Source organism: Nocardioides sp. YIM B13467, assembly GCF_042788075.1.
GTDB lineage: Bacteria > Actinomycetota > Actinomycetes > Propionibacteriales > Nocardioidaceae > Nocardioides.
This window is the reverse complement of record NZ_JBHZPJ010000046.1, coordinates 597,330-620,671: the sequence shown is the minus strand read 5'-3', so window position 1 is coordinate 620,671 and position 23,342 is coordinate 597,330. Positions and strand designations below refer to the sequence as shown.

Annotated in this window: 24 protein-coding genes and 1 pseudogene; 22 read left to right on the top strand and 3 right to left on the bottom strand. The window is 69.3% G+C overall.

Features of this window, described 5'->3' with window-relative positions; all coding sequences use genetic code 11:
* Positions 1-27 precede the first annotated feature (27 nt).
* The 7 genes and pseudogenes from ACFX43_RS10230 to chvE form a co-directional block, all read left to right on the top strand.
* On the top strand, positions 28-594 hold the full coding sequence (locus ACFX43_RS10230; protein WP_378820206.1) for a TlpA family protein disulfide reductase: 567 nt from the start codon (positions 28-30) through the stop codon (positions 592-594).
* A complete protein-coding gene (locus ACFX43_RS10225) occupies positions 591-1,349 on the top strand; it encodes a cytochrome c biogenesis CcdA family protein (protein ID WP_160025716.1) in 759 nt (252 codons plus the stop codon). Before ACFX43_RS10230 ends, ACFX43_RS10225 begins: the two co-directional genes overlap by 4 nt.
* Entirely contained in the window at positions 1,346-2,917 is a 1,572-nt protein-coding gene (locus ACFX43_RS10220) for a cytochrome c biogenesis protein ResB (protein WP_378820203.1), read from the top strand. Before ACFX43_RS10225 ends, ACFX43_RS10220 begins: the two co-directional genes overlap by 4 nt.
* A complete protein-coding gene (gene ccsB, locus ACFX43_RS10215; RefSeq protein WP_378820200.1) occupies positions 2,914-3,915 on the top strand; it encodes a c-type cytochrome biogenesis protein CcsB in 1,002 nt (333 codons plus the stop codon). Before ACFX43_RS10220 ends, ccsB begins: the two co-directional genes overlap by 4 nt.
* On the top strand, positions 3,912-4,232 hold the full coding sequence (locus tag ACFX43_RS10210; protein ID WP_378820198.1) for a DUF4229 domain-containing protein: 321 nt from the start codon (positions 3,912-3,914) through the stop codon (positions 4,230-4,232). The genes ccsB and ACFX43_RS10210 overlap by 4 nt, the downstream gene beginning before the upstream one ends.
* A gap of 17 nt (positions 4,233-4,249) precedes the next feature.
* Positions 4,250-4,870 carry a hypothetical protein gene (locus ACFX43_RS10205; protein WP_378820195.1) on the top strand — a complete coding sequence of 207 codons (621 nt, stop codon included), beginning with the start codon at positions 4,250-4,252 and terminating at the stop codon, positions 4,868-4,870.
* Positions 4,871-5,129: 259 nt separating this feature from the next.
* Positions 5,130-6,131 (top strand): annotated as a pseudogene (chvE, locus tag ACFX43_RS10200) (multiple monosaccharide ABC transporter substrate-binding protein); the annotation flags it as partial.
* A gap of 35 nt (positions 6,132-6,166) precedes the next feature.
* On the opposite strand, the gene ACFX43_RS10195 reads toward chvE, so the two are convergent.
* Positions 6,167-7,489, bottom strand: coding sequence for an FAD-dependent oxidoreductase (locus ACFX43_RS10195; protein ID WP_378820193.1), 1,323 nt, complete (start codon positions 7,487-7,489; stop codon positions 6,167-6,169).
* Between the two features lie 162 nt (positions 7,490-7,651).
* Between ACFX43_RS10195 and ACFX43_RS10190 the strand changes: the two genes are divergently transcribed.
* The 13 genes from ACFX43_RS10190 to ACFX43_RS10130 all read left to right on the top strand — a co-directional run bounded on the left by ACFX43_RS10190 (position 7,652) and on the right by ACFX43_RS10130 (position 19,674).
* Positions 7,652-8,443, top strand: a complete 792-nt coding sequence (locus ACFX43_RS10190; protein ID WP_350658766.1) for an enoyl-CoA hydratase/isomerase family protein — start codon at positions 7,652-7,654, stop codon at positions 8,441-8,443.
* Between the two features lie 47 nt (positions 8,444-8,490).
* Complete coding sequence (locus tag ACFX43_RS10185; RefSeq protein ID WP_378820190.1) at positions 8,491-8,871, top strand: Zn-ribbon domain-containing OB-fold protein; 381 nt, start codon at positions 8,491-8,493, stop codon at positions 8,869-8,871.
* Positions 8,871-10,019 carry a thiolase family protein gene (locus tag ACFX43_RS10180; RefSeq protein ID WP_378820187.1) on the top strand — a complete coding sequence of 383 codons (1,149 nt, stop codon included), beginning with the start codon at positions 8,871-8,873 and terminating at the stop codon, positions 10,017-10,019. Before ACFX43_RS10185 ends, ACFX43_RS10180 begins: the two co-directional genes overlap by 1 nt.
* A 2-nt stretch (positions 10,020-10,021) precedes the next feature.
* Entirely contained in the window at positions 10,022-11,215 is a 1,194-nt protein-coding gene (locus ACFX43_RS10175; protein ID WP_378820184.1) for an acyl-CoA dehydrogenase family protein, read from the top strand.
* Positions 11,212-12,195: a phosphotransferase family protein gene (locus ACFX43_RS10170; protein WP_378820181.1), complete on the top strand. Its 984-nt coding sequence runs from the start codon at positions 11,212-11,214 to the stop codon at positions 12,193-12,195. The genes ACFX43_RS10175 and ACFX43_RS10170 overlap by 4 nt, the downstream gene beginning before the upstream one ends.
* 21 nt (positions 12,196-12,216) lie before the next feature.
* A complete protein-coding gene (locus tag ACFX43_RS10165; RefSeq protein WP_378820178.1) occupies positions 12,217-13,428 on the top strand; it encodes an acyl-CoA dehydrogenase family protein in 1,212 nt (403 codons plus the stop codon).
* Positions 13,425-14,180, top strand: a complete 756-nt coding sequence (locus tag ACFX43_RS10160) for an SDR family NAD(P)-dependent oxidoreductase (RefSeq protein WP_378820176.1) — start codon at positions 13,425-13,427, stop codon at positions 14,178-14,180. The genes ACFX43_RS10165 and ACFX43_RS10160 overlap by 4 nt, the downstream gene beginning before the upstream one ends.
* Positions 14,181-14,222: 42 nt before the next feature.
* Entirely contained in the window at positions 14,223-14,981 is a 759-nt protein-coding gene (locus tag ACFX43_RS10155; protein WP_378820173.1) for an SDR family NAD(P)-dependent oxidoreductase, read from the top strand.
* The gene (locus ACFX43_RS10150; RefSeq protein WP_378820171.1) at positions 14,978-16,033 is read left to right on the top strand and encodes an NAD(P)-dependent alcohol dehydrogenase; all 1,056 of its coding nucleotides are present in this window, start codon (positions 14,978-14,980) and stop codon (positions 16,031-16,033) included. Before ACFX43_RS10155 ends, ACFX43_RS10150 begins: the two co-directional genes overlap by 4 nt.
* Positions 16,034-16,087: 54 nt before the next feature.
* Entirely contained in the window at positions 16,088-17,587 is a 1,500-nt protein-coding gene (locus ACFX43_RS10145) for a class I adenylate-forming enzyme family protein (protein WP_378820169.1), read from the top strand.
* Positions 17,588-17,641: 54 nt separating this feature from the next.
* A complete protein-coding gene (locus ACFX43_RS10140; RefSeq protein ID WP_378820166.1) occupies positions 17,642-18,262 on the top strand; it encodes a TetR/AcrR family transcriptional regulator in 621 nt (206 codons plus the stop codon).
* 69 nt (positions 18,263-18,331) lie between these two features.
* Complete coding sequence (locus ACFX43_RS10135; protein ID WP_141804858.1) at positions 18,332-18,649, top strand: EthD family reductase; 318 nt, start codon at positions 18,332-18,334, stop codon at positions 18,647-18,649.
* Positions 18,649-19,674, top strand: a complete 1,026-nt coding sequence (locus ACFX43_RS10130) for an MBL fold metallo-hydrolase (RefSeq protein ID WP_378820164.1) — start codon at positions 18,649-18,651, stop codon at positions 19,672-19,674. The genes ACFX43_RS10135 and ACFX43_RS10130 overlap by 1 nt, the downstream gene beginning before the upstream one ends.
* On the opposite strand, the gene ACFX43_RS10125 is transcribed toward ACFX43_RS10130, so the two are convergent.
* Both ACFX43_RS10125 and ACFX43_RS10120 read right to left on the bottom strand, forming a co-directional pair.
* Positions 19,664-20,053 carry a hypothetical protein gene (locus ACFX43_RS10125; protein WP_378820161.1) on the bottom strand — a complete coding sequence of 130 codons (390 nt, stop codon included), beginning with the start codon at positions 20,051-20,053 and terminating at the stop codon, positions 19,664-19,666. The genes ACFX43_RS10130 and ACFX43_RS10125 overlap by 11 nt on opposite strands.
* Before the next feature lie 24 nt (positions 20,054-20,077).
* A complete protein-coding gene (locus tag ACFX43_RS10120) occupies positions 20,078-20,446 on the bottom strand; it encodes a nuclear transport factor 2 family protein (protein ID WP_378820158.1) in 369 nt (122 codons plus the stop codon).
* A 126-nt stretch (positions 20,447-20,572) separates the two neighbouring features.
* Between ACFX43_RS10120 and ACFX43_RS10115 the strand changes: the two genes are divergently transcribed.
* Positions 20,573-21,367: an SDR family NAD(P)-dependent oxidoreductase gene (locus ACFX43_RS10115; protein ID WP_378820156.1), complete on the top strand. Its 795-nt coding sequence runs from the start codon at positions 20,573-20,575 to the stop codon at positions 21,365-21,367.
* A gap of 36 nt (positions 21,368-21,403) precedes the next feature.
* A complete protein-coding gene (locus ACFX43_RS10110) occupies positions 21,404-23,338 on the top strand; it encodes an FAD-dependent oxidoreductase (protein ID WP_378820154.1) in 1,935 nt (644 codons plus the stop codon).
* The last annotated feature ends 4 nt before the right edge of the window (positions 23,339-23,342 follow it).

Here is a 23,342-nt window from a genome sequence, read left to right as displayed (position 1 = left end):
TCAGTTTTGTTAGGCAGAGTCCTGGGCGTGCGTTACAGGTTTGGCGGTCTTCTCCTCACCGTGGTCATGGTGGGGCTGCTTGCTGCCTGCGGGCAGACCGGCACGAACGAAGCCGGCTACATCTCCGGTGACGGCCGCACCCAGGAGATCCCGGTCGCCGACCGCGGGGAGCCGGTCGAGCTCACCGGCGAGACCCTCGAGGGCAAGCCGTTCGACCTGGCCGACACCCGGGGCAAGGTCACGGTGCTCAACGTCTGGTGGACCGGCTGCGCGCCGTGCCGCAAGGAGATGCCGATGCTCCAGGCCGCCTACGAGGAGCTGGGCGACGAAGTCGCCTTCGTGGGGCTCAACACCCGCGACGCCTCGGCCGCCCAGGGGCTGGCCTTCGAACGGCACTACGGCGTGGAGTACCCGTCGGTCTACTCGCCCGACGGAGCCGCCGTCCTCGCGCTGAAGGGCTCGCTGGCGCCGCGCGCCATCCCGGCCACCGCGATCCTCGACACCGAGGGGCGCGTGGCGGCGCTGATCCGCGGCGAGATCCCCTCGGCACGTACGCTCGACGAGCTCATCTCCGCGGCTGGTGAGAAGTCGTGACGGACTGGTTCGCGAGCACCGCCGGGAGCGGGTCGCTGATGCTGGCCATCCCGGTCGCGCTGCTGGCCGGGTTCCTCTCGTTCGTCTCGCCGTGCACGCTGCCGATGCTCCCGGGCTACCTCTCCTACGCCACCGGCCTGTCCGGCGCCGACCTCGCCTCCGGTGACGTACGCCGCGGCCGCATGCTCGCGGGCGCCCTGCTCTTCGTCGCCGGGTTCTCGGTGGTCTTCGTCCTGATGGGCATCACCGTGGGCGGGATCGCGTACAAGCTGCTCGAGTTCCAGCAGACCGGCACCAAGGTTCTCGGCGTGCTCTCGATCATCATGGGGATCGCGTTCATGGGCTTCATCCCGTTGCTGCAGCGCGACCTGAAGTTCCACAAGGTGCCGGCGGTCGGCCTGGCCGCGGCGCCGCTGCTCGGCTTCCTCTTCGGGCTCGCCTGGACCCCGTGCACCGGACCGACGCTGGGCGTCATCGCCGGCCTCGCCTGGGACCAGGGCACCGCCGCCCGCGGCGGCCTGCTGCTCGCGGTCTACGCGCTCGGGCTCGGCATCCCGTTCATCCTCGTCGCGGTGATGTGGCGCAAGGCCACCGTCGCGCTCACCTGGTTCCGCCGGCACACCCGCGCGATCACGATCATCGGCGGCGTGCTGATGATCCTCATCGGCGTCGCCATGCTCACCGGCTGGTGGGACAACGGCGTCCAGTGGCTGCAGGTCCAGCTCGTCCAGCGTTGGGAGGGCATCGCGCTGTGACCGATCTGAAAGAGCCGGCGGACGTACGCCGCCCGGGCGAGCTGAACGCCCGCGAGCTGGCACGCTGGGGCTGGCGCCAGCTGACCTCGATGCGTACGGCACTCATCCTGCTGCTGCTGCTCGCGCTCGCGGCCGTCCCGGGGTCGCTGATCCCGCAGGACGGCGTCGACTCGCTCAAGGCTGACCAGTGGCGCGAGGCCCACACGACGCTGACGCCGATCTACGAGAAGCTCGGGCTCTTCAACGTCTACTCGACGCCGTGGTTCGCGGCGATCTACCTGCTGCTGATGGTCTCGCTGGTCGGCTGCATCATCCCGCGGTGCCTCGTCTACGCGCGGGCCATGCGGGCCGAGCCGCCGGCGACGCCGGCCAAGCTGACCCGGCTGCCCGACTCCACGACGTACGTCACCGACGAGGAGCCCGCGGAGGTGCTCGCCGCGGCGCGGAAGCAGCTGCGCGGCTACCGCATCCGGAAAGACGCTGACGGCGACTCCGTCTCGGCCGAGAAGGGCTATCTGCGCGAGGCCGGCAACCTGATCTTCCACATGTCGCTGATCATCGTGCTGGTCGCGTTCGCGACCGGGAGCCTGTTCGGCTACAAGGGCGGCGTGATCGTGCTGGTGGGGGAGGAGTACGGCTTCGCCAACGAGCTGTCGCAGTACGACGACTTCAAGTCCGGCTCGCTCTTCGCTCCTGAGGACCTCGACGACTTCAGCTTCAAGATCGACGACTTCAAGGCCGAGTGGCTCAGCACAGGCGCGGGCGCCGGGACCGCGCGCGGGTTCAACTCGAAGATCCGCTACACAGCGGGAACGAGCGACGAGAAGACCTACGACCTCAGGGTCAACCACCCGCTGACCATCGGCAGCACCGACGTCTTCCTGCTCGCCCACGGCTACGCGCCGGTGATCACCGTGCGCGACGGCAAGGGCGACGTCGCCTACTCCGGCCCGACGATCTTCCTCCCGCAGAGCCAGAACCTGCTCTCCTTCGGGGTCGTGAAGGCGCCCTACGCCTCGCCCGAGGAGCTCGGCTTCCAGGGGCTGTTCTACCCGTTCGAGGGCACCGTCGACGGTGAGCCGGTCAACCTGATGGGCGACATCGGGGACGGGTCGCACGCGATGCTCTCGCTGCAGGGCTTCCGGGGCGACCTCAACCTCGACGCCGGGCCCCAGTCGGTCTACGCGCTCGACACCTCCAAGGCCAACATGATGTCGCCCGACGAGACCGGCAAGGCTTTCAACCTGCGCCTCGGGGAGACGGCCGAGCTCCCCGACGGACTGGGGTCGATCTCCTTCGACGACGTCCAGCAGTGGAACCGGGTGCAGATCTCGAAGTCACCCGGCAAGGAGTGGGCGCTCCTCGGCGTCTCCCTCGCCCTCGTGGGGCTGCTCGGGTCCCTCTTCATCCGCTCGCGACGGGTGTGGGTTCGCGCCCGCCGAGTCGATGGGCGCACACTGGTCGAGATCGCCGCCCTCGACCGCTCCGGCGGTGGAGACACCGCAGCCGTCGTCGCCGGCCTTGCGGAGACCTTACGAGGCGCGCGAACACAGGAGGAGAACCGATGACTGACCACACCTGGGGCGTTCTCAGCAACCAGGCCATCACGGCCGCCGGCGTCGTCTACTTCCTGGCGCTGCTCTGCGCGCTGGTCGAGTGGTCGGCCTGGCAGTCGCGCGCCAGGGCCGAGGTCGCGGAGAAGGAGCTCGTCGGCGCCGGTGCCCCGGCAGACGACACCGACGCCGCAGCGAACCCCGCCGCTGCCGTACGCGAGCAGCGCGCCGCTCTCTTCGGACGCCTCAGCCTGCTCCTGACCGCCATCGCGGTCGCGTGCCACCTGCTGGCGCTGGTCGGCCGTGGGATGGCCGCCGACCCCAACCGGGTGCCGTGGGGCAACATGTACGAGTTCACGATCTCCGGCTCGTTCGTGGTGGCGGCTGCGTACGTCGCTCTCCATCGGCGGCTCAAGCTGTCCTGGATGGCGCCGTGGGTGCTCGGCTTCACCGTCGTGGTGCTGATGCTGGCCGTGGTCGGGCTCTACGAGCCGGTCGCGCCGCTGACCGAGGCGCTCAACTCCTACTGGCTCGTCATCCACGTCATCGCGGCCATCATCGCCACCGGTGGGTTCACGCTGGGCGGCATCGCCTCGGCGGCGTACCTCCTCAAGAGCCGCTTCCCCGACGCCGCTCTGTTGGCGCGGGTGCCCGATCTCGACAACCTCGACCGGGTCTCCTACCGGATCCACGCCTTCGCGTTCCCGGTGTGGACCTTCGGGGTGCTGATCTCCGGACCGATCTGGGCACACGAGGCCTGGGGCTCCTACTGGAACTGGGACCCCAAGGAGGTCTGGGCGTTCATCACCTGGGTCGTCTACGCCGGCTACCTGCACGCCCGCGCGACCGCCGGGTGGAAGGGCAAGAAGGCCGCGATCGTGGCGCTGATCGGGCTGGCCACGCTGTGGTTCAACTTCATCGGCATCAACTACTTCTCCTCGACCTCGCAGCATTCGTACGCTGCGCCCGCAGCACCGGCGGTCGTCGAGCTCACCGAGGGAGCCTCACGATGAAAGAGTTCTGGATCTACACCGGCCTGCGGCTGCTGTCGCTGGTCGCCACCTTCGGCATCGTGGCGGGCATCTGGTCGCTCGTCGCGGGCGAGGTGGACATCTTCTTCGCGGTGATCCTGGCGTTCGTGATCAGCGGCGTGCTCTCCTTCTTCGTGCTCGACCCGCAGCGCCGGGCCTTCGCCGAGAAGGTCGAGGCCCGGGCCGCGAAGGCGGTCGAGGCCGCTCGCGCCAAGGAGGACGCCGAGATCGACTCCGAGGCCGGCTCCGAGGGCGACACCACCCCGAACGGCGAAGGCGATAGCCACAAGGTGTCCTGAACTGGTAGATAACGGTCATGTCGATCGTTCACAAGGCCACCCTCACCCCGTCGAAGAGAGAGATCTTCGGCGCCTGGCTCGCCACCCGGACGTGGTGCGAGGGTGACCTGACCGGCACGATCGGCTCCTACCGGTTCGACGACCCGGCCGGACGGGTCGGGATCGAGTGCGTGCTCCTCGAGGTCGGCGAGTCCGTCGTCCACCTCCCGGTCTCCTACCGGGAGGCGCCCCTCGACGGCGCCGAGGACTTCCTGATGGCAACCACCGAACACTCGGCGCTGGGCACGCGCTACGTCTACGACGCCACCGCCGACGCGGTGGCGGTCCGGGCCCTGCTGACGGCCGCGCTCACCGGCGCGACCCAGGAGCCGATGGACGTCTACGACCGGGGCCGCCTGGTTGAACGTCGCGAGAGCGTCGTCACCGCGACCGGCACCGGCTCGTGGTCGCGCAACGCGGTGCCGCACTTCGACGGCGTCACCATCCGTTCCCACGGTGCCGACACCCGCGTGGACGCGGGCAGCTTCGCGATCGTCGTGAAGCGCGTCGTCGACGGCTCCGACGCCGACGGCGCGGAGTCGATCCAGGTCACCTGGCCGGACGGCGCCGGGGCGCTGGTCGGCGTACGTCATCTGTGACGGGACGGCCTCGGGGCTTGTCTGTGAGTCCGCTGTGTAGCGCAGATGATCAACGGAGCCTCCCGTAAGTCACGAGTCGGAAACATCGTCGTCCTGCACTTGACGCATTCGGACATGAAGAGGCACATTGTCTCGATGTGAGCGTTCACATCTGTGATGTGACTCACCTGGGAGCCGGCCCGTGCGCCGATCTCCCGGCACCCCCCGACAGCGGCGCGTAGGCCTACCGACGCGGCCGTAGATGAAATGGAGCAGGTAAGTGCGCAAGGTACTCACCACGATCACCGCGGCAGCGCTTGCGCTCGGCCTCGCGGCATGCGGCGGCGGCGACGGCGGCGAGGGCGGCGACAAGGGCACTGTCGGTGTAGCCATGCCGACCAAGTCCTCGGAGCGCTGGATCGCAGACGGCAACAACATCAAGAAGCAGCTCGAGGCTGAGGGCTACGACGTCGACCTGCAGTACGCCGAGGACGACATCCCGACCCAGGTCTCCCAGGTCGAGAACATGGTCACCAAGGGCGTCGACGTCCTGGTGGTCGCGGCCATCGACGGCACCGCGCTCGGCGAGGTCCTCGAGACCGCTGAGTCGCAGGACATCCCGGTGATCAGCTACGACCGCCTCATCCGCGACACCGAGGCCGTCGACTACTACTCGACCTTCGACAACTTCCAGGTCGGCGTGCAGCAGGCCACCTCGCTCGTCGAGGGCCTGAAGGCCAAGGGCGAGGGCCCCTACAACGTCGAGCTCTTCGGTGGTTCGCCGGACGACAACAACGCCACCTTCTTCTGGGACGGCGCCATGTCGGTGCTCGAGCCGCTGATCAAGTCCGGCGAGATCGTCATCCCCTCCGGTCAGACGGACTTCAAGCAGGCCGCGATCCTGCGCTGGGACCCCGCCACCGCGCAGAAGCGCATGGAGGACATCCTCACCAAGACGTACGCCTCCAAGAAGGTCCAGGGCGTGCTCTCGCCCTACGACGGCCTCTCTCTCGGCATCATCGCCGCACTCAAGGGCAACGGCTACACCACCGCCGACCTCCCGGTCGTGACCGGTCAGGACGCCGAGGTGCAGTCGGTGAAGTCGATCAACGCCGGTGAGCAGTACTCCACGATCTTCAAGGACACCCGCGAGCTCGCGAAGGTGACCGTCGACATGATCGTCGCCGTCGGTGCGGGCGAGGAGCCCGAGGTCAACGACACCGAGACCTACGACAACGGCGAGAAGGTCGTTCCGTCCTACCTCCTCGACCCGGTCGTGGTCACCAAGGACGNCCACCCCCCGCTCGGCCCAGGAGATCAGGCTGTCTCGAGATGCGTGCGCGCCGCGGTCAGCCCGAACACGATCGCCGTGGCTAGACCGCCGGCGTACGCCCGGTTCCACAGCCCTCCGGTGTCGGACCCGGCTGCCAGGAGGCCTGGGATCGGAGCACCGTCGGCCGTCACGACGCGCGAACGGTCGTCGATCAACAGCCCGGTGAACGGGAACGTGATCGCCGGGGTGGTCTCGATGACGTAGTACGGCGGCTCGTCGAGCGGCGTGGCATCGAGCTTCCTGCCCGGGGTGGTCCCCGCCGTGACCTCCGCGTTGAAACGCTCGATGGCCGAGCGGATGGCGGCCCCGTCGTAGCCCCACTCCTCGGGCAGGTACTCGAGCTCCTCGAGCGACTCGGCCAGGCCCGTACGTCCGCCGCGCTTCGAGGCGAGCGCGAACTTGTCGACGCTCACCGCGCCCTCGACGTATGCCGGCACCATCCAGTCGCGACGGACCCGGGCATCGGCGATGAGCAGTCCGCGCGCCTCGGGTTGCTCGCTCAGTGCGACCGTGGTGAGGTGGTCGCCGAGCGTCTCGTCGACGAACCGCTCGTTGTCGAGGTTGAAGAGCAGCGCGTGCTCGCTGTAGTAGAGCGAGAGGTCGACGAAGTCGCCGGAGTCCTTGAACGCTACGCCGCTGGGCACCAGGTGGCCGTAGAACCCGGCGCGCTCGTGACCGGTCGCGGCTCCCACGGCCGTCGCCAGGCGCAGCCCGTCCCCCTGGCTGTTCGGGTTGGACCGCAGGGGCAGGGCGCCGGCGCCTGGGCCGACCAACTCCTCGCGCATCGCGGGGTCGGCCTGGAAACCACCGGTGGCGAGGACCGTGTTGCGTGCCCGGATCTCCACGACCTCGTCGGTGGGCAGGCGCAGGCGGGCGCCGGCGACGGCGCCGTGGTCGACGAGGAGCTCCTCGGTCGTGGTCGAGAGCAGTACCTGACCGCCTGATTCGGTCACGATGCGACGGCAGGTGTCGATGTACTGGTTGGTGTCGAAGCCGTGTCCCTGACCGAATGAGAGGATCGGCTGGGGCGGGCCGGCCTCGACCCCGGTGCTGCGGATCCAGTCCACCGCGGCGGCGAATCGTTCGACAAGAGCCCGCTTGAGGGCCTCGTCGCCGTCGGGATTCTGCTCGTCCATGACCGCGTCCGACGGCGCGGTCCAGATGTAGCCGGCGAACCGGCCGGAGCCGCCGACGTCGGCCGAGACCTCGACGACCGTGACCCGCTGTCCGTCGCGCGATGCATGGGCGGCGGCGGTGAGTCCGGCCATGCCACCGCCGATGACCAGGAGATCGGGGGAGAGGTCCATGAGTGCCTTTCGTCCTGCCCGGCAGTGCGCCCGGGTTCGTGGTCGTGTCCTCGTGACCGTATCAATCGAACTAACTTCAGTTCAACGATTGACGGAGAGTGACGGACATCGCATACTGAAGTGAATCCACTTCATATTTCCACCGACCGAAAGGCCCCGGCCATGGTTGTCAACACCGACCACGTCGTTCTCGAGAAGGACGGCGGCGTCGCCCGCGTCTGGCTCAACCGTCCGCACAAGAAGAACGCGGTCACCGTCGAGCTGCTCCACCGCCTCGACGAGATCATCAAGGAGGTCGACGAGGACCCCGACCTGAAGGTGCTGGTGCTCCGCGGCCGCGGCAACACCTTCTGCTCCGGCTTCGACCTCGACGAGCTCCTGGAGAACTACGTGGGCAACACGATGGCCATGGAGGTCGCCGTGCTCTCTGCCCAGGTCTGCGACCGGCTCTACCAGATGAACACGCCGTCCGTCGCAGTCCTTGAGGGGTACGTGACCGCCGGCGGTTTCGAGCTGATGATCTCCTGTGACTTCGCGGTCTCCTCGGACGACGCCAAGATCGGCGACTTCCACATCCGTCGCGCCCTCTTCGGCGGCGCCGGCCCGATCTACCGCCTGCCCCGCATGATCGGTCTGCGCAAGACCAAGGAGCTCATGCTCACCGGCAAGCTCCTCTCCGGCCAGGAGGCCAAGGACTTCGACCTGATCAACGACTCGGCCCCGGCCGAGCAGCTCGATCAGCTCGTCGAGGACTTCGTCGCGCCGATCATCGACAAGAGCCCGTTCGCGATGCGGCTGACCAAGATGGCCATCAACCAGGGTCTCGATGCGGACGTTCGCTCGCTCATGGTCATGGAGCACCTCGCCGTCGGCAACGCCCTCCAGTCCGAGGACGCGAAGGAGGGTGTCGAGGCCTTCCTCGGCAAGCGCGAGCCCAAGTGGGTCGGCCGCTGATCCGCAGCTGACCCGACCGACGAGTCATCCCTGGTGAGGAGAGTGAAGTGACGGACGTGCAGACCCCTGCCCTCAAGGGGAGCCGGTGTGCCGGCTGCGGCAACGTGGCCTTCCCCGAGGCGCGGGGCTGCCAACGCTGTGGCGCGGTGGCGATGGAGCCGGTGGACCTTGGACGGCGTGGCACGGTGTGGGGTTTCACCATCCAGCGGTTTGCGCCGAAGTCGCCGCCGTACGTTCCTCCGGCCGACGGTTTCCGGCCTTTCGCGGTCGGGTACGTCGAGCTGCCCGAAGGAGTGAAGGTCGAGGCGGTCCTGGACTGCTCCGACTTCGCCGACCTCGAGGAGCAGGCGCAGGTCGAGCTGGTCGCCACCACTCCGGTGCCGCGGTTCGCGGCGACCGGTGGTGGCGCCGCGCGGGAGGAGAGCTGATGTCGAACGTCTCCATCATCGGTGCCGGGCTGTCGAAGTTCGGTCGCCAGCACGGGGTGCCGGGCCGGGAGATGGCGGTGACGGCGATCCATGCCGCGCTCGCCGACGCCCAGCTCGGGTGGTCGGACATCCAGGTCGCCTTCGGTGGCAGCGACGGTGCCGGTCTCGCCGACACCCTCGTGGCCGACCTCGGCCTCACCGGGATCCCGTTCACCAATGTCAAGAACGGCTGTGCCACCGGTGGCAGCGCCCTGCTCTCCGCCGTCAACTCGATCCGCTCGGGACAGGCCGAGGTGGCTCTCGCGGTCGGCTTCGACAAGCATCCGCGGGGTGCCTTCGATCCGCGCCCGGAGGACTGGGGCCTCGACCCCGGCTACGGCGAGGCGGGGCTGATGGTCACCACGCAGTTCTTCGGCATCAAGATCGCTCGTTACATGCGCGAGTACGGGATCAGTGACGCGACGCTCGGCCGTGTCGCGGCCAAGGCCTACCGCAACGGTGCGCTCAACCCGAACGCCTGGCGTCGCGACCCGATCAGCGAGGAGGAGATCCTCTCCGCCGACATGGTCAACGACCCGCTGACCCGGCTCATGTTCTGCTCGCCGGGCGAGGGCGGTGCGGCGATCATCGTCGCCAGTGACTCGGCCGCCCGGAAGGCGGGCGTACGTCCCGTACAGCTGCTGTCGGTGGCTGCACGCACCCGGCGGTTCGGCTCGTTCGAGGTCTTCAGCCCGGCCGTCCAGGGCCATGGCCGTCCCTCGAGCGTCAGCGCGGACGCGGCGGCGGCAGCGTTCGCCATGGCAGGGGTCACCCCCGACCAGATCGATGTCGCACAGGTCCAAGACACCGAGAGCGGGGCCGAGGTGATGCACCTGGCCGAGTGCGGCTTCTGCAAGGACGGCGAGCAGGAGGACCTGATCGCCTCGGGTGCCACCGAGATCGGCGGTCAGCTGCCGATCAACACCGACGGTGGCTGCATCGCCAACGGGGAGCCGATCGGCGCCTCCGGTCTGCGGCAGGTGCACGAGATCGTCACCCAGCTGCGCGGCGAGGCCGGCGACCGGCAGGTCCCCGGCAGCCCGAAGCTCGGCTTCACCCACGTCTACGGTGCACCCGGTATCAGCGCGTGCACAGTCCTGGGGGTGTGAGCATGATCGGGCTGACGGAGTTCCTGGCCGAGGGCCGCTCCTGGCTGGCATCGGTCGCCGACGTACGCACCACCCACGCCTGGGGCGAGGGCTCGGACTCCGTCGCGGTCTTCGAGAACTGGACCGCCGAGCAGGAGCGTGCCGAGACCGATCGCATCCGGGCGTACGAGCAGGCCAAGTTCGACGCCGGGTTCGGTGCGATCACCTGGTCGCCGGAGTACGGAGGCCGCGACCTCCCGGTCGCCTACCTGCTCGCCTTCCGGCGTCTCGAGGGTGAGTACGACGTGCCTCGGCGCACCGAGATGTTCCCGGTCACCCAGCAGCTCATCGCGCCGGCCATCGCGCAGTGGGGGAGCGAGGAGCAGCGGGCGACCTACGTCCGCGCCATGTTGCGTACGGATCTGATCGCCTGCCAGCTCTTCTCCGAGACCGAGGCGGGCTCCGACCTCGCGGCGGTACGCACCAGGGCGACCCGTCTGGACGACGGCCGTTGGCGGCTCGACGGGCACAAGGTCTGGACGTCGGGTGCCCGGGTCGCCGACTACGGCGTCGCGGTCACCCGCACCGATGCCGCGGCTGCCAAGCACGCCGGCCTCACCGTCTTCATCGTGCCGATGGACGCCGAGGGCGTGAGCGTACGTCCGATCCGCCAGATGACGGGCGGGACCTCGTTCAACGAGGTCTATCTCGACGGGGTCGTCCTCGATGATGCCCTGCGGCTCGGTCCCGAGGGCCAGGGCTGGAAGGTCGCCCTCACCGTGCTCGCCTCCGAGCGGCTCGACTCCGGGACCCTGGGTCTGGAGAATGCCGACCGGGCCGTCGAGCTCGCACGTAACCTCGGCCGTCCGCTCGACGCGCTCGAGCGCGACCACGTCGCCGACCTGATCACCCGCAGCTTCGTGCAACGGGTCACCGGGATGCGCGTCGCCGCGGCAGTGGTCTCCGGTCAGGACCCTGGCCCCGAGGCGTCGGTCGGCAAGCTCCTCGCCACCGACACCATGGCGCGTACCTCGGAGGTCGTACGTGCCCTGCTCGGTGCTGAGCTCAGCGCGAACTCCGGGCGGTGGGGTACGTGGGCGTGGACCGAGCACGTCCTGGGCGCTCCCGGCTACCGGATCGCGGGCGGCACCGACGAGATCCAGCACAACATCATCGCCGAGCGCGTGCTCGGCCTACCCCGGGAGCCGCGCTCATGACCGAGCAGCCGTACGAGCTCGAGCTCGGCCCGCGCATCGCCGCCGTCCTGCGTGAGCGCACCGACCTGGCCGGGCCGACCGGGATCGGTGAGCTCGCCGTCCTCCCCGGTGGTCACTCCGGCCTCACCTACCGGCTTCCGGTGGGAGAGGGTCACGACCTCGTGGTCAAGGCCGTCCCTCGCGGTCAGCGGTCCATCGGCCGTCACGACATGCTCAAGCAAGCGCGGATCATGACCGCCCTGGCCGCGACAGACGTACCGGTGCCGCCGGTGCGCGCCGTCGACGAGACCGAACCGGCTTGGTTCGCCGTCGACTTCATCCCCGGCGAGTCGATCGAGCCGACCCTCGACGACCCGGCGATCGGCCCTGAGGTCGCCTCTGCTCGGATGCTGCGGGCCGCGGAGATCCTGCCGCGGCTCCACCGGGTCCCGGTGGCGAGCCTGCCTGCCGGCGGGGATCCGCTGACCCCACAGGAAGAGCTCGCCCGGTGGGTCAAGACGATGGGCGCGGTCCCCGCCGAGCTCGTCCCGGGTGCCGTCGATCTCGAGGAGCGGCTCGCCCGCCGCGTACCGGACGCTCGTGACGTCACGCTCGTGCACGGTGACTACCGGCTTGGCAACATCATCTGCACCGGCAACGAGCCCGCCGCGATCATCGACTGGGAGATCTGGAGCATCGGCGATCCCCGCGTCGAGCTCGGCTGGTTCCTCGTCTTCGCCGACGGCTCGAACTTCCCCGGGGTCGGTCGCGAGGTCCCGGGCCTGCCCACCGAGGAGGCGCTACTCGAGGCGTACGCAGCGGGCGGCCGCGGCCCCGAGGCGATGGACTGGTTCAACGCCCTGGGCCGCTTCAAGATGGCCGCGATCATGGGTCACAACCTGCGGCGGCACCGCGAGGGCAGGCACCACGATCCGGACCAGGAGCGCCTGCCCGAGACCATCGTCCGGCTCATCAGCAGCGGACTCGAGCGGCTCGGCTGAGCCCCACCAGGAGGGATGACCATGGACTTCGCACTCTCACTGCGGACCGAGGAGCTCAAGGCCGAGCTCGAACGGTTCATGAGCGAGCACGTCTACCCGGCCGAGCCGGTCTACGACGCGCAGATCGCCGAGAACGACAACCCGCACGAACAGCCGCAGATCATGCGCGACCTGCAGAAGATCGCTCGCGACCGCGGGCTCTGGAACCTCTTCATGACCCACGGCGACCGTGGCGCCGGGCTCACCAACCTGGAGTACGCCCCGCTCGCCGAGATCGTGGGCCGCTCCATCATCGGCAACGAGGCGATCAACTGCTCCGCCCCGGACACCGGCAACATGGAGATCCTGGCGATGTACGCCACCCCGGAGCAGCAGAGGCAGTGGCTCGACCCGCTGCTCGCCTGCGAGATCCGGTCCGCCTTCGCGATGACCGAGCCCGAGGTGGCCAGCTCGGATGCCACCAACATCACCTCGACGATCACCCGTGACGGGGACGAGTACGTCCTCAACGGCCGCAAGTGGTACACCTCCGGCATCCTCGACCCGGACTGCAAGCTCGTGATCTTCATGGGCAAGTCGGATCCGGACGGCCCGACGTACCGCCAGCAGAGCATGATCCTGGTGCCGGCAGACGCCCCCGGCATCGAGGTGCTGCGCGACCTGCCGATGTTCGGCTACCGCGACCGGCTCGGCCATGGCGAGGTGCAGTTCACCGAGGTGCGGGTGCCGGCAGCCAACATGCTCGGCGAGGAGGGCGACGGCTTCAGGATCGCCCAGGGTCGACTCGGTCCGGGCCGGATGCACTACGCGATGCGGGCCATCGGGTTCGCCGAGCGGGCGCTCGACCTGATGTGCCGGCGAGCAGTCTCCCGGGTCGCCTTCAAGGAGCCGCTGGCCGAGCGTGGGGTCATCCGCGAGTGGATCGCGCGAAGCCGGATGGAGATCGACCAGATCCGGCTGCTCACCTTTCGCGCCGCCTGGCTGATGGACACCCAGGGCAACAGGTCCGCGCGCTCCGACGTGGCGGCGATCAAGGTCGCCGCGATGGAGACCGCGCACCGCGTCGTCGATCGTGCCGTGCAGGTCCACGGAGCCGCCGGGGTCAGCGACGACACGATCCTCGGACGCCTCTACGCCATCACCCGTGCCCTCCAGATCGCCGACGGCCCCAACGAGGTGCACCTGCGCACCATTGCCCGCCTGGAGCTGAAGAACCACGAGGTCGGTGCATGAGCGGGGAGCTCGCCGGGAAGGTCGCTCTTGTCACCGGTGCCACCCGTGGCCTCGGCCTCGCGATCGCACAGGCGCTCGCGGCCGAGGGGGCCACGGTCGTCGTGTCGAGCCGCAAGGAGGACGCCTGCCGCGAGGTTGCCGGGAAGATCGCCTCCACGTACGGCGTCGCGACGCTCGCCCTGCCGCTGCATGTCGGCCACTGGGACGAGATCGAGCCGGCCGTCGCGACGGTCGTCGAGCGCTTCGGGCACCTCGACATCCTGGTCAACAACGCCGGGATCGCCCCGCTCGCGCCGTCGTTGCTCGAGGTCACCGAGGCGCTCCTCGAGAAGACGATGGAGATCAATCTCAAGGGTCCGTTCCGGCTGATGGCCGTCGCCGGCGCCCACATGCGCGAGCGCGGCGCGGGCTCGATCATCAACATCTCCAGCATCGGCGCCGTACGTCCGAGCCCGGCTGAGGCGATGTACGCCGCCGCCAAGAGCGGACTCAACGCGCTCACCCAGGCCTTCGCCCAGGAGTACGCCCCGCAGGTGCGGGTCAACTGCGTGCTGCCCGGTGCGTTCGAGACCGACATGGCCGCCGGCTGGGACGAGGAGTTCATCGACCTCGTCACCCGCAACCTGCCGGCCGGTCGGCTCGGCAGGCCCGACGAGGTCGCGAGCATGGTCGTCCATCTCGCCGGCGATCGTTCGGGCTACACCACCGGCGCCCTCATCGCCGTAGACGGCGGCCGTACCGCCGTCTACTGACCTGCCCGACCCCTCATCCGATCTCTCCCCTGGAAGGACACCATGGACCTGCCACACGCCTTTGACCTGAGCGGTCGCGTCGCCATCGTGAGCGGCGCGTCGTCCGGGCTGGGGGAGGGCTTCGCGCGGGCACTCGCTGCCGTCGGTGCCACCGTGTTCGCGGCCGCGCGCCGGGTGGACCGCCTCGAGAAGCTCGCGGCCGAGGTGGCGAACGTCGTCCCGGTCCGTTGCGACGTCACCGATGACGAGGACCGCCGTCGCCTCGTCGCCACCGCGTCCGCCCAGGGGCCGATCGACCTCCTGGTCAACAACGCCGGCCGAGCCGGCGGCCCCGACGCGCTGGCGGAGACGGTGCCGGAGTTCGAGGGCCTGCTCCAGCTCAACGTGGTCGCCGGCTTCGCCCTCTCGGCCGAGGTCGTCAGGTCGCTGCCGCCCGAGCACCCATCGTCGATCATCAACATCTCCTCCGTCGTCGGCCTCGGCTCCACGGCGCCCATCGGCGGAGCCGGGTACGCCGCGTCCAAGGCCGCGGTGATCGGGATGACCCGCGAGCTCGCCGGTCAATGGGGCCGTCGCGGGATCCGGGTCAACGCGGTGGTGCCGGGCTGGTTCGATACGGAGATGACCGATGGGCTGTTCACCAACGACAAGTCTGCGACCTGGGTGCGCCGCGGCACCATGCTCAACCGCGGTGGCCGCGACGGCGAGGTCGACGGAGCCGTTCTCTTCCTGGCCTCGGACGCCGCCTCGTACGTCACCGGGCAGGTCCTGGTCGTCGACGGCGGATGGACCGCGAAATGACCGACACGATGCTCGCCGTACGGTTCGAGGCCTGGGGCGAACGCGCCCGCCTGCGCGAGATACCGATTCCCGAGCCCGGCCCCGAGGGGGTGCTCCTCGAGGTGATGGCCGCCGGCATCTGCCACTCCGACCTGCATGTCGAGGAGTCGCCGCCCGGCCGGTTACCGTTCTCGCTCCCGTTCACGCTCGGGCACGAGGTCGCCGGAACCGTCGTCGCCGTCGGTGACGACGCCGACCCGGACTGGATCGGCCGCGCCGTGGTCGTCCACGGCATCTGGGGCTGCGGCGCCTGCCGCCGGTGCCGCGCCGGCCGGGAGAACTACTGTCTCGATCGACGGCCTGCGATCGGCAACGGTCTCGGGTACGACGGCGGGCTGGCGGAGTTCATGGCCGTCCCCTCGACCCGGTATCTGGTGCCGGCGGACGGCCTCGACCCTGTGCAGGCGGCACCGCTCACGGATGCGGCACTCACGGCCTACCACGCTCTCAAGCCTTTCCTTCCCGAGCTCGACGCGGAGTCACGCGCGCTCGTCATCGGAGCAGGTGGCCTCGGCCACTTCGCCGTCCAGCTGCTCGCGCAGACGTCGGCCAGGATCGTCGTGGTCGACCCGAAGCAGGCGGCCCGGGAGCTCGCCTCCGAGCTCGGCGCCCACGAGACGCTGCCCGATCTGAAGGCGGTGGCCCGCACGGCCGTGACGCCGACCAGCCGCTTCGACGCGGTCTTCGACTTCGTCGCTGCCGAGTCGACCATGGGTGCTGCCGTCTCGCTCCTCGCCCCCGGCGGCTCGGTACGGGTCGTCGGGGGCGCCGGTGGTGTCCTGCCGGTCGGTAAGGACCTCGGCCTCGCGCAGGGCTGGTCGGTCTCGGCGCCCTTCTGGGGGCCCAAGCCCGATCTGGAGGCTGTGGTCGAGCTCGCCCGTGCCGGGAGGTTGCACGCCCATACCGAGACGTTCTCGCTCACCGAGGCGATCGAGGCATACGACCGGCTCCGATCCGGAGAGATCCGTGGTCGCGCAGTCGTGATCCCCGCCACAATGACCTCGCGTGCGTAGCTCGGGACCACAGGTGGCAAACCATGAATCAAGTGCACGTCAGGAGATGAGCTGATGCGGATGCTGGCCGAGGAGTTCGCTGGCCGGGTGGTGACGGAACCGGACCGGGTGGCGGTGATCGACGCCGACGGCGCGCACACCACCGCCGAGGTGTGGCACGCCGCAGAGGCGCTCGCCGCGACCATCGCGCGACTGGTCGAGGGCGCCCCTACGGTCCTCGTCCAGGCCGACAACTCCTGGCGCACCCTGGCCACCGTGCTGGCCACCGGTCACCTCGGCGGTCTCGTCGCCGTCTTCAGCAGCCACGCGACGGCCGACGAGTTCGACCTGGTGCTCGAGGACGTACGTCCCGACGTGGTGGTCGCCTCCGACGGCTGTGTCGCGGCCTGGGGCGTCACCCGGAAGGGCTTCGACGCGGAGGCCTCCGATCTCGACGGCTGGGCCGTACGCGCTGTCCCCGGGACGACGCAGGGGACCGAGCGGTGGAACGGTGGCGCCGCGGTCGCGATGACCTCGGGTTCGACCGGCCGGCCCAAGTGCGTCGTCCAGTCCGAGGAGGCACTCCGTTTCGCCGGCCGGGCGACGATCGACGCCGTCGGGCTGAAGGCCGGCGACCGGGTCGGTGCCTTCGTACCGCTCTCCTCGGTCGCGGCGCTCTGCTTCGGCCTCTACCTGCCCGCCATGCTCGGCGGCACCATGGTCTGCCTGCCGAAGTGGAACCCCGCGGACGCGCTCGACCTGATCCGCGAGGAGCAGGTGCGCTGGACGATGCTGGTGCCCACCATGGCGCTCCAGTTCGCCATGGTCGACGGTGCTGCCGGCGGCCTCTCCCCCCTGACGGCGATGACCGTCGGTGGTGGACCGATGGATGCCGGCGCGCTCGGCCGTGCCGAGGAGCTGCTCGGCACCAGGTTCCTACGCGTGTTCGGGATGTCGGAGTGTCTCGGTCACACCACCCCGCTTCCGTCCGACCCCGCAGAGGTGCGCCTCAGTCGCGACGGTCGGCCGTTCCCCGGCATCGAGGTGCGTGTCGTCGACGACCAGGGTGCGCCGCTTCCCGACGGCGAGGTCGGCCGAGCCCAGGTCAAGGGGCCCTCGCTCTTCACCGGGTACGCCCGTGAAGGCGCTCCGGTTCCGCCGGAGCTCACCGAGGACGGGTTCCTCTTCACCGGGGATCTCGCCCGCATCAACGACGACGGCACGATCAACATCGTCGGTCGCGAGAAGCAGATCATCATCCGTGGCGGCCGCAACATCGATATCAACGAGGTCGAGGCAGCCGTGGCCTCGGTACCCGATGTGATCCAGGTCTGCGTCGTCCCGGTCCCGGACCCGGTGCTGGGGGAGCGGGCGGCCGCGCTGGTCGTCACGCCGAACCCGTCCCTGGACCTCCGGGCCGTACGCGCGCATCTGGAGCCACAGGGCACGCCGAAGCATCAGTGGCCGGAGTACGTCTTCGTGGTCGAGGACCTTCCGCAGAACCGCGTCGGGAAGCTCGCGCGCAAGGATGCCACCCGACTGGCTGCCGAACTGGTACGGTCGATGGCCCACTGAATTGACCTCAAGTCGGGTATTCTCGGCGAAAGTCCCAGGAGAGAAAGGTCCGCCATGCCACGTCAGGCGACCGTGACGGAGAGCCCCCGTTCGAAGCGCGGGCTGATCCTCAGTGCTGCAGTCGAGAGCTTCGGTGACGACGGGTTCGAGCTCACCAAGTGGGCCTCCGTCGCCGACAAGGTCGGCATCGGGCAGACAGCGCTCTACCACTACTTCGAGTCGAAGGTGCACTGCCTGCTGACGATCATGAGCACCGAGCTCGAGCGCAGCGCCAGCCGCTTCGAGAGGGTCGTCTCCGTCGAGGACGCGCCCGTCGACCAGCTGCGTGCTGCGGTCCGTGCGGCGTACGACGTGACGCCGCAGGAGGTGCTGCAGATGCGCATCCTGCAGAGCCACATGGACCTGCTGGCGACCCCGCGGCAGTCCGAGCGTGAGGAGGCCGAGCGCCAGCATGCCCGCGAGCTCGTCCGCAAGGTCGAGGAGAACTGGACCGGCCTGGTCAAGCGTGGCATCGAGTCGGGCGACTTCGCCGACCGGGACCCCGAGCAGACCAGTCGTGCGGTGCTCGCCCTCGTGGTGAGCGTCTGGCGCTGGTACCGCACCGGCGGGCCGACGACGCTCGAGGAGATCCGCGACTTCATCTCCGACGCCGTCCTGCGGCTCGTCGGCCCCTGACCCATCTCGTTCCAGGTCCGCGCGGACCTCTGTCCGCAGAACCCAAACAGAATTCAGATCAGGAGTGACATGTACAACCTCATCTTGATGGCCTCTCGTCCCGAGGACTGGTCTCACGAGCAGTTCATCGAGTGGTGGCGTGGCGAGCACGCGGAGGTCACGTATCCGCTTCCCGGTCTGCGCCGGTGGCTGCACACCGATGTCCAGGTCGCTCTCGAGGAGCGGTCGGAGGGCTGGGACGGCGTGTCCATCCTGAGCTTCGACAGCAAGGAAGCCCTCGACCAGGCGCTCGCGAGCGAGGAGTGGGCCGCGGCGATCAAGCACGTTGGCCGCATGCGCGGCCACCGGATCGCCGTCATGGGCGAAGAGCGGACGATGGTCGGCTGATGCCTGCCACGAAGGCCTGGTGGGGCGCGCCCGGCTGCTACCAGGTCGTCGACGGGGTCCATCGGATCCCGCTGAGCATGCCCAACGACGGCTTGCGTGCCGTCAACGTGTACGCGGTCGAGACCGCCGAGGGCCTGCTCCTCGTCGACGGCGGCTGGGCGGTGCCGTCCGCGGTGGACGAGCTCGAGTCGGCGCTGGCGATGATCGGTCGCTCGCCGCAGGAGATCAGTGACGTACTGGTCACCCACATCCATCGCGACCACTACACCTTCGCCGTACGGCTGAGGGAGAGGTACGGCCCGCGCGTGCACCTCGGTCGGCTCGAACGCCCCGGTCTCGCCGCGATCCAGGAGTTGGGCAACAACGTCCCGGTCAGCTCACTGCGTGAGCTCCGCCGATCGGGCGCGGATGATCTCGGTCGGGTCATCGAGAAGGAGACCGAGGTCGAGCCGTACGACGTCGCGGACTGGGCAGACCCCGACGGCTGGCTCGACGCCGGCCCGCTCGAGATCGCCGGATGGCGGGTGGAGGTCGTGCACACGCCGGGCCACACGAAGGGCCATCTGGTCTTTCACGACGAGGAGCGCGGGCTGCTCTTCTCGGGCGACCACGTGCTCCCGACGATCACGCCGTCGATCGGTTTCGAGCTCGGTGAGTGGGACCTGCCGCTCAAGCACTACCTGGAGTCGCTCGCGCTGCTCCTGGACCGAGCCGACGCCCGGCTGATCCCCGCCCACGGGCACCCGACCGACAGCGTCCACGAACGGGTGCGCGACCTGCTCGCGCACCACGAGTACCGGTTCGGTCAGGTGGTCGCCGTCCTCGACTCCCATGCGCGGGCGATGACGGCAGCCGAGGTCGCCGAGCGTCTTCCGTGGACCCGTCACGACGTGCCTTATGCCGATCTCAACGACTTCAACCGAATGATCGCGATCTGCGAGACGGCCGCCCACCTCGACGTCCTGGCCGACCGCGTCGATGTCGCGGTCGACCAGGATTGCGGGGTCGACCGCTTCAGTCGGTGAACCGCACCTGAGGCGTACGGCAGATCAGCAACCGTCTCACCCGGCCGCTGGCGGGGTCGAGCTGGGCGCTGGCGTTGAAGGAGGCCTCGAAGGCGCCGTCACGTCGGGTCTCGCCGAGGGCCAGCTCGGAGCCGTCCACCCGCGAACCTGCGAGCAGATGGTGGGTGAGCATGCTGACCTCGCGCTGCTCCAGGTAGGCGACCAGCCCGGCCCGGTCGCCCCGGAACTCCGCAGCCTGATCGGCGCCCTTGGAGAAGAGGATCGAGAGCTGGAAGTCGTCGGTGATCATGTCGAGGACCCGCTCGGGAGTGGTCGAGTCCATGATCTCGAACCAGTCGTGCAGCAGCGGGGTCGAGCTGGAACTCGTCGTCTGTGACATGGGATGTCTCCTTCGTGGATCGGATCAGTCGGGCAGCAGGCCGAGCTCGGGGTCGAAGACCACCTGGTACGCGGAGATGAGGCCGTCCTCGCCGACCCGGGCGGCGGCGAGGAAGTGGCCGGTCACGGTCGTCTCGTCCTCGAGGACGGCGCCGTAGACGAACTCGACGTTGCCGGCGATCGAGGACCGCTGCGGTACGTGGCGGCGTACGACGTCGCCGCGGCCCGACAGGTAGGCCACGAGGTCCTTGCGGCCGATCCCGCGGACGGCGCGGTTGGGCAGCAGGATCGCGAACTCCACGTCGGGTGTCACGAGCGCCATGCCGGTATCGAAGTCGCTCGAGTCGACTGCGGAGTAGTAGCGGACCAGCGTGGGGGAGGCCTCGATCGACATGACTTGAACTTAGTTCAGTGACTAGGGGTTGTCCAGAGGATCGATGTGATAGAGGTTACAATCTCAACCGACTTCAGTTCGACTTTGAGGTCGGTGCACAGACCGGACGAGACGAAGGAGCAGCGCATGAGTGGGCAACAGGCCGCGCGATTCGACGGGCAGGTCGCCCTCGTGACCGGAGGTGGTTCCGGCATCGGTGCCGCGGTGGCGAGGCGGCTCGCTGCGGAGGGCTGTGCGCGGGTACATGTCGCGGACATCGACGTAGGCAACGCGACCAGGGTCGCAGAGTCCGTGGGTGGCAGCGCTCATGTGGTCGATGTCGCCGACCCCCAGGCGGTCGATGACCTCGTCGCCGCGGTCGTCGGGGCAGAGGACCGGCTGGATGTCGTCGTCCATACCGCCGGCGTGGACGACCCCGCGGCCAAGACGCGGATCCTCGCGGCCCAGGAGTCGGGCGAGCCCGTCGACGCGCTGTGCGAGCTCGACGACGACGGCTGGCGCCGGGTCATGTCGATCAACCTCGACGGCACCTTCCACGTGCTCCGCGCGTCCGTACGGGCGATGCGTGCGCGTGGTGGGGGAGCGATCGTCACCGTCGGCTCCTCGGCGGCGTACGACACGTTGGTCGGCTACCCGCACTACGCCGCCTCGAAGGCAGGCGTGCACGCCTTGTCGCAGTCCGTTGCCAAGGAGGTCATCCCGTACGGGATCCGGGTGAACACTGTTGCCCCCGGCCCGGTCGACACCCCGATGGCCGGCCGCACACCGAGCGCCGTGCGCAAGGCGATGGAGGCGAGTGGTGCCATCGGGTACGCCTCGGCCGACGACCTCGCGGACAACATCTGCTATCTCGCCTCGCCGGGCGCGAAGAACGTCGTCGGGGCGGTGCTGCTCAGCAACGGCGGCCGCTTCACCGTCTGAGGAACCACCGCAGAGACCCGCCACGAAAGGACACCCATGGGCACCGAGTTCCCGCACCTCTTCTCTCCCTTCACCATCGGCCCGATGTCGGTGAAGAACAGGCTGGTCGCGCTCCCGGCCGGAACCAGCATGGCCGAGGGCGGCGTGCCGACCCATGGCGACACCGAGCACTTCGAGCGTCTCGCCGCCGGCGGCGTCGGCATGATCATCGGTGGCGCCACGGTCGTCCATCCGACGACCACGCTGCGCTCCCGCAAGCTGGTCGAGGCCTATCTCGACGAGTTCGTGCCGGCCGCGGCCGCCAAGGCCGACGTCATCCATCGCCACGGCGCCAGATTCATCGGGCAGCTGTGCCATCTGGGGCGCGAGTTCATCGGCGGCGAGTCCGACTCGCCTCCGGTGGCGCCGTCGCCGATCAAGACGGGACGTGATGCCTACCCGCCTCATGAGCTGACCGTCGCCGAGATCCACGACATCGTCGACGGCTGGCGGGTATCGACGAGGAACCTGGTGGAGGCCGGTGCCGACGGGGTCGAGATCCACGCCGCCCACGGGTACCTCCCCGCGCAGTTCATGTCGCCGCTGACCAACCGGCGTGAGGACGCCTTCGGTGGCTCCTTCGAGAACCGGATGCGGTTCCTGCACCTCGTCATCGAGGCGATGGAGTCGGTCATCCCCGAGGGCTTCGTCCTCGGCGTGCGTCTCTCGGGTGAGGAGGAGATCCCCGGCGGGATGGACATCGAGGACTGCGTACGCATCGCGGAGGATCTCGCCGGCCGCGGAGTCGACTACTTCAGCATCACGCACGGCACCCGCGGCAAGTACGTCAAGGACTCGACGAACCCGGACGCCGTCGCGGTGCCGTCGGCGGCGCGGGTCAAGGCGGCCACGGGTCTGCCGACCCTCGTCGGACAGCGCATCCGGGACGCGGCGACCGCTGACCACATCGTGAAGACGGGGCGTGCCGATCTGGTCGGGATGGCCCGCGCACTGATCGCCGACCCCGACCTTCCCGCCAAGTCCGAGTCCGGTCGGGTGAGCGAGGTGCGCGGCTGTCTCGGCATCAACCAGGACTGTCGTGCCTTCGATCCGCACCTGCACTGCGCCGTCAACGCCGAGGTCGGCCGCGGGCGGCATCCCGGCGTCGGTGTCCGTGCCGATCGCCCGAAGGAGATCTACGTCGTCGGGGGAGGGCCGGCGGGCCTGGAGGCGGCCCGGATCGCGGCCGGCCGCGGCCACCGGGTCACTCTCTTCGAGCAGTCGCCGCACCTGGGTGGCACGTTGCGGGTCGCCGCCGCGTCTCCGCATCGGGCCACCCTCATCGACGTCGTCGACTACCAGGAGCGGGAGCTCAAGAGGCTCGGCGTCGACGTGAACCTTGCCGCCGGCATCGAGGCCGACGACCTCCAGGAGATCGTCAAGATGGCTGATCACGTCGTCATCGCGACCGGATCGCGCCCGGCGGATCCGCCTGAGGTGCTGGCCGGCCGGCCGTTCGCAACCGTCGACGACGTGATCACCGGTGAGCTCGAGTACGTCGGCGAACGGCGTGCGCTCGTCTACGACGAAGGAGACGGGTTCTGGCCGGCGTACAGCGCGGCCGAGGCACTGGTGCGCGCGGGCTGGCAGGTCATCTTCGCGACCCCACTCGCCGCTCTCGCCTCCCGCGTGCCCGCCGAGAGCGCGGGTCCGCTGCTCACCCGGCTCGGCGCTGCCGGGGTCGACCTCCGTGTCGCGAGCACCGTCGTCGTACCGCAGGATCCGGCGGCACCGCTCCGGCTGGCGCCGGTCTTCGGAGGCGATCCGGTGGATCTGGCGCCCGTGCTCACCGTCTGGCACCGGCCGCGGGTGCCGGTGCTGCTGCCAGGTGTCGTCGCCGGCGAGAACGTGAGCGTGATCGGCGACTGCCTCACGCCGCGGCGGGTCACGCATGCGATCGCGGAGGGATACCGGCTCGGCGCCGAGCTCTGAGTCC

Coding starts and splice junctions, on each gene's coding strand:
- ACFX43_RS10190 (WP_350658766.1), top strand. CDS start 7,652: ATGGTTGTCAACACCGACCACGTCGTTCTCGAGAAGGACGGCGGCGTC.
- ACFX43_RS10135 (WP_141804858.1), top strand. CDS start 18,332: ATGTACAACCTCATCTTGATGGCCTCTCGTCCCGAGGACTGGTCTCAC.
- ACFX43_RS10180 (WP_378820187.1), top strand. CDS start 8,871: ATGTCGAACGTCTCCATCATCGGTGCCGGGCTGTCGAAGTTCGGTCGC.
- ACFX43_RS10125 (WP_378820161.1), bottom strand. CDS start 20,053: ATGTCACAGACGACGAGTTCCAGCTCGACCCCGCTGCTGCACGACTGG.
- ACFX43_RS10205 (WP_378820195.1), top strand. CDS start 4,250: ATGTCGATCGTTCACAAGGCCACCCTCACCCCGTCGAAGAGAGAGATC.
- ACFX43_RS10170 (WP_378820181.1), top strand. CDS start 11,212: ATGACCGAGCAGCCGTACGAGCTCGAGCTCGGCCCGCGCATCGCCGCC.
- ACFX43_RS10120 (WP_378820158.1), bottom strand. CDS start 20,446: ATGTCGATCGAGGCCTCCCCCACGCTGGTCCGCTACTACTCCGCAGTC.
- ACFX43_RS10160 (WP_378820176.1), top strand. CDS start 13,425: ATGAGCGGGGAGCTCGCCGGGAAGGTCGCTCTTGTCACCGGTGCCACC.
- ACFX43_RS10140 (WP_378820166.1), top strand. CDS start 17,642: ATGCCACGTCAGGCGACCGTGACGGAGAGCCCCCGTTCGAAGCGCGGG.
- ACFX43_RS10110 (WP_378820154.1), top strand. CDS start 21,404: ATGGGCACCGAGTTCCCGCACCTCTTCTCTCCCTTCACCATCGGCCCG.
- ACFX43_RS10195 (WP_378820193.1), bottom strand. CDS start 7,489: ATGGACCTCTCCCCCGATCTCCTGGTCATCGGCGGTGGCATGGCCGGA.
- ccsB (WP_378820200.1), top strand. CDS start 2,914: ATGACTGACCACACCTGGGGCGTTCTCAGCAACCAGGCCATCACGGCC.
- ACFX43_RS10130 (WP_378820164.1), top strand. CDS start 18,649: ATGCCTGCCACGAAGGCCTGGTGGGGCGCGCCCGGCTGCTACCAGGTC.
- ACFX43_RS10210 (WP_378820198.1), top strand. CDS start 3,912: ATGAAAGAGTTCTGGATCTACACCGGCCTGCGGCTGCTGTCGCTGGTC.
- ACFX43_RS10145 (WP_378820169.1), top strand. CDS start 16,088: ATGCGGATGCTGGCCGAGGAGTTCGCTGGCCGGGTGGTGACGGAACCG.
- ACFX43_RS10155 (WP_378820173.1), top strand. CDS start 14,223: ATGGACCTGCCACACGCCTTTGACCTGAGCGGTCGCGTCGCCATCGTG.
- ACFX43_RS10175 (WP_378820184.1), top strand. CDS start 10,022: ATGATCGGGCTGACGGAGTTCCTGGCCGAGGGCCGCTCCTGGCTGGCA.
- ACFX43_RS10115 (WP_378820156.1), top strand. CDS start 20,573: ATGAGTGGGCAACAGGCCGCGCGATTCGACGGGCAGGTCGCCCTCGTG.
- ACFX43_RS10165 (WP_378820178.1), top strand. CDS start 12,217: ATGGACTTCGCACTCTCACTGCGGACCGAGGAGCTCAAGGCCGAGCTC.
- ACFX43_RS10150 (WP_378820171.1), top strand. CDS start 14,978: ATGACCGACACGATGCTCGCCGTACGGTTCGAGGCCTGGGGCGAACGC.